Source organism: Actinomadura darangshiensis (genome assembly GCF_004349235.1).
Lineage (GTDB): Bacteria > Actinomycetota > Actinomycetes > Streptosporangiales > Streptosporangiaceae > Spirillospora > Spirillospora darangshiensis.
On record NZ_SMKY01000550.1, the window covers coordinates 1 to 2,614 of the forward strand.

The 2,614-nt window shown below is 75.9% G+C and carries 3 protein-coding genes; 2 read left to right on the top strand and 1 reads right to left on the bottom strand.

Annotated elements, in window-relative coordinates; genetic code table 11:
- A partial coding sequence (locus E1293_RS46215; RefSeq protein WP_132206391.1) for an MSCRAMM family protein occupies positions 1–990 on the top strand: 990 nt, incomplete at its 5' end.
- Positions 991–1,045: 55 nt separating this feature from the next.
- A complete protein-coding gene (locus E1293_RS46220; protein ID WP_132206393.1) occupies positions 1,046–1,873 on the top strand; it encodes a YceI family protein in 828 nt (275 codons plus the stop codon).
- Here the strand turns inward: E1293_RS46220 and E1293_RS48345 are convergent.
- Positions 1,870–2,614: SecDF P1 head subdomain-containing protein (locus E1293_RS48345; protein ID WP_165978718.1), on the bottom strand; the 745-nt coding region annotated here is incomplete at its 5' end. The genes E1293_RS46220 and E1293_RS48345 overlap by 4 nt on opposite strands.

Consider the following 2,614-nt stretch of genomic DNA (forward strand, 5'->3'; position numbering starts at 1 on the left):
GTCGTCACCCCGCCGCCCCCCGTGGCCCGCACGGGCGCGGTCGGCGCGGTCGGCGCCGGCAGGCACGCCCGCGAGAACGGCCACCTGGACGACCCCCGGCTCGCCACGGTCGCCGCGGCCCCGGCGGCGCCGACCGCGTCGGGGAACGGCCTGGCGCCGGACGCCGGCCGCACCGCCACCGACCTCGCCGCCGCCCAGGCCCACCTCTTCGACCCGCAGAACGGGCACGGGGGCGTCCCGGTGCGCGGCGTCGTGCGGAGCGGCGACGGCGAGCCCGTCCCGTCCGCCGCGCTGACGCTCATCGGTGTGGACGGCCACCAGCTCGCCCGCGCGATCACCCAGGAGGACGGCCGGTACGCGCTCCCGACGCCCGGCCCCGGCAGCTACGTGCTGATCGCCGCGACCGGCGAGCACGAGCCGCAGGCCGCGACGCTGGTCGTCGGCGACCGGCCGGTCGACTTCGACCTGCTGCTGGCCGGCAGCGGCGGCCTCGGCGGGACCGTCCGCAGCGGCGACGGCAGCCCCATCGTCAACGCGATGGTCGTCGTCACCGACGTCCGCGGCGACGTCATCGGCACCGGCCGCACCGACACGGGCGGGAACTACGCGTTCAAGGACATCGTGTCCGGCGCCTACACGCTGGCCGTCAGCGCCGCCGCGCACCGTCCGGTCGCGATGCCGGTGGACGTGGCCGGAAACGGCCAGACGCGGCTCGACGTGGAGATGCCGCCCGGCGCCCGGATCCGCGGGACGGTCCGCGCCGAGTCCGGCGAACCGGTCGGCGACGCGCGGGTCACCCTCGTGGACGCCGCCGGCAACGTCATCGCCATGGTCATCACCGGTCCGGACGGGGAGTACGCGTTCACCGACCTAACCGGCGGGCAGTACACCGTGATCGCGTCCGGATATCCTCCGGTCGCGACCGGTCTGTCGCTTTCCGGTGGCGGGCTGGACGAGCACGACCTGAAGCTCGGCTACCCGGACGAGTGACGGACGCGAGCCCGGGCCGCCCGGCTGCGGCCCCGATAGACGAAACCTGGAGTTGATGGACGCGAACCACGGTCTGCGCGGCACGGTGCGGACGAAGGACGGCTGGGCGGTACGGCACGCCATCGTCACGGTCACCGACCTGGCGGGCAACCAGGTCGCCCGTGAGCAGGCCGGCGAGGACGGCGTGCTCGCCGCCGGCGCGCTGCCCGCCGGCACCTACACGGTGATCGTGACGGCGATGGGCTTCCAGCCCGCCGCGTCCACGCTGATCGTGTCCAGCGCGGGCACCGCGGACATCGGCAGGATCGTCCTCGGCCGCGCGGGCGGCACCGAGTTGCCCCCGCCCGGCACCTGGACGATCGACCCGGCGCACTCCAACATCGGCGCCGTCGCCCAGCACCTCGGCCTGTCGAGCGTCCGCGGCCGGTTCGCCGCGTTCGAGGGGCGCATCGAGGTCGCCGAACCCGTCGAGGCGTCGACGGTCACGGCGCGCATCGAGGCGGCGTCCATCGACACCGGCAACAAGATGCGCGACGACCACCTGCGCTCGGCGGACTTCCTCAGCGCCGACGTCCACCCCGTCATCACCTACGAGGGGGAGGGGCTGACCGGCGCCGGACCCGACCGCTGGACCGTCCACGGCCACCTCACCCTCAACGGCTTCACCCAGCCCGTCGACCTCGACATGACCTACCTCGGCAGCGGCGCCGACCCGTGGGGCGGCACCCGGGCGGCGTTCCGCGCCACCGCCGAGCTGCGCCGCGCCGACTTCGGCATCCGCTTCAGCCAGCTCCTCGAAGCGGGCATCGCGCTGGTCGGCGAGAGCCTGCGGGTCGAGCTGGAGATCCAGGCCGCGCGGGGCACCGAGCTACCGCAGGGCTAGCGGCCCTTCAGCTCGCGGACCAGCGTGTTCGCCGCGCCCCGGGTCGGCGAGCCGGTCACCACGACGTTCCCGTCCGTGATGGCCATGTCGACGCGGGGCAGCGTGATGAGCCGGTCCTTGACGACGAAGGCGAGGTCGCGGCCGACCGTCGCGCGGGTCAGCTGCGCGAACGCGTGCCGGTCGACCGGGCGGAGCGTCACCGCGACGTCGTAGCCGCCCGGCTTCACCCGCGACTTCTGCACGCGCAGGTCGGCGACCTTGTGGATCGCGATCCCCTGGCTCAGCCGGTAGCAGGTCGGCCCGCCGCCGGACTGCCCGGTGATCCCCTGCGTCCCGGCCGGGCACGGGCCGGGCGTCGCCTGCGCGACGGGGTAGATGTGCAGCGGCGCGGCCAGCGCCACCGGCCGCGTCCGCATCGAGGACGCGATCATCCCGCCGGTCACCGCGACCGCCGCGATCAGCAGCCCCAGCGTGAGCACCATGACCAGCATCGCCGACCGGTGCTGGTCGGCGGCCTTCGCCGGCGGTGCGGCCTCCCGGTGCGGGCGCCCCTGCCGCCGCGCCGCCCGGCTCCGCTTCGCCTCCGCCGCCTCCCGCCGCCGCACGGCCGCCCGCGCCCGCCGCCGCGCCGCCTCACTCTCCGCGGGCCCAGCACTTTCCGCGGGCCCCGCCGTCGGCAGCACGGCCGTCGGGGCCCCGCCCCGCGAACTCTCCGCCTCATCGGCCTGCGCGGCCTCGCCG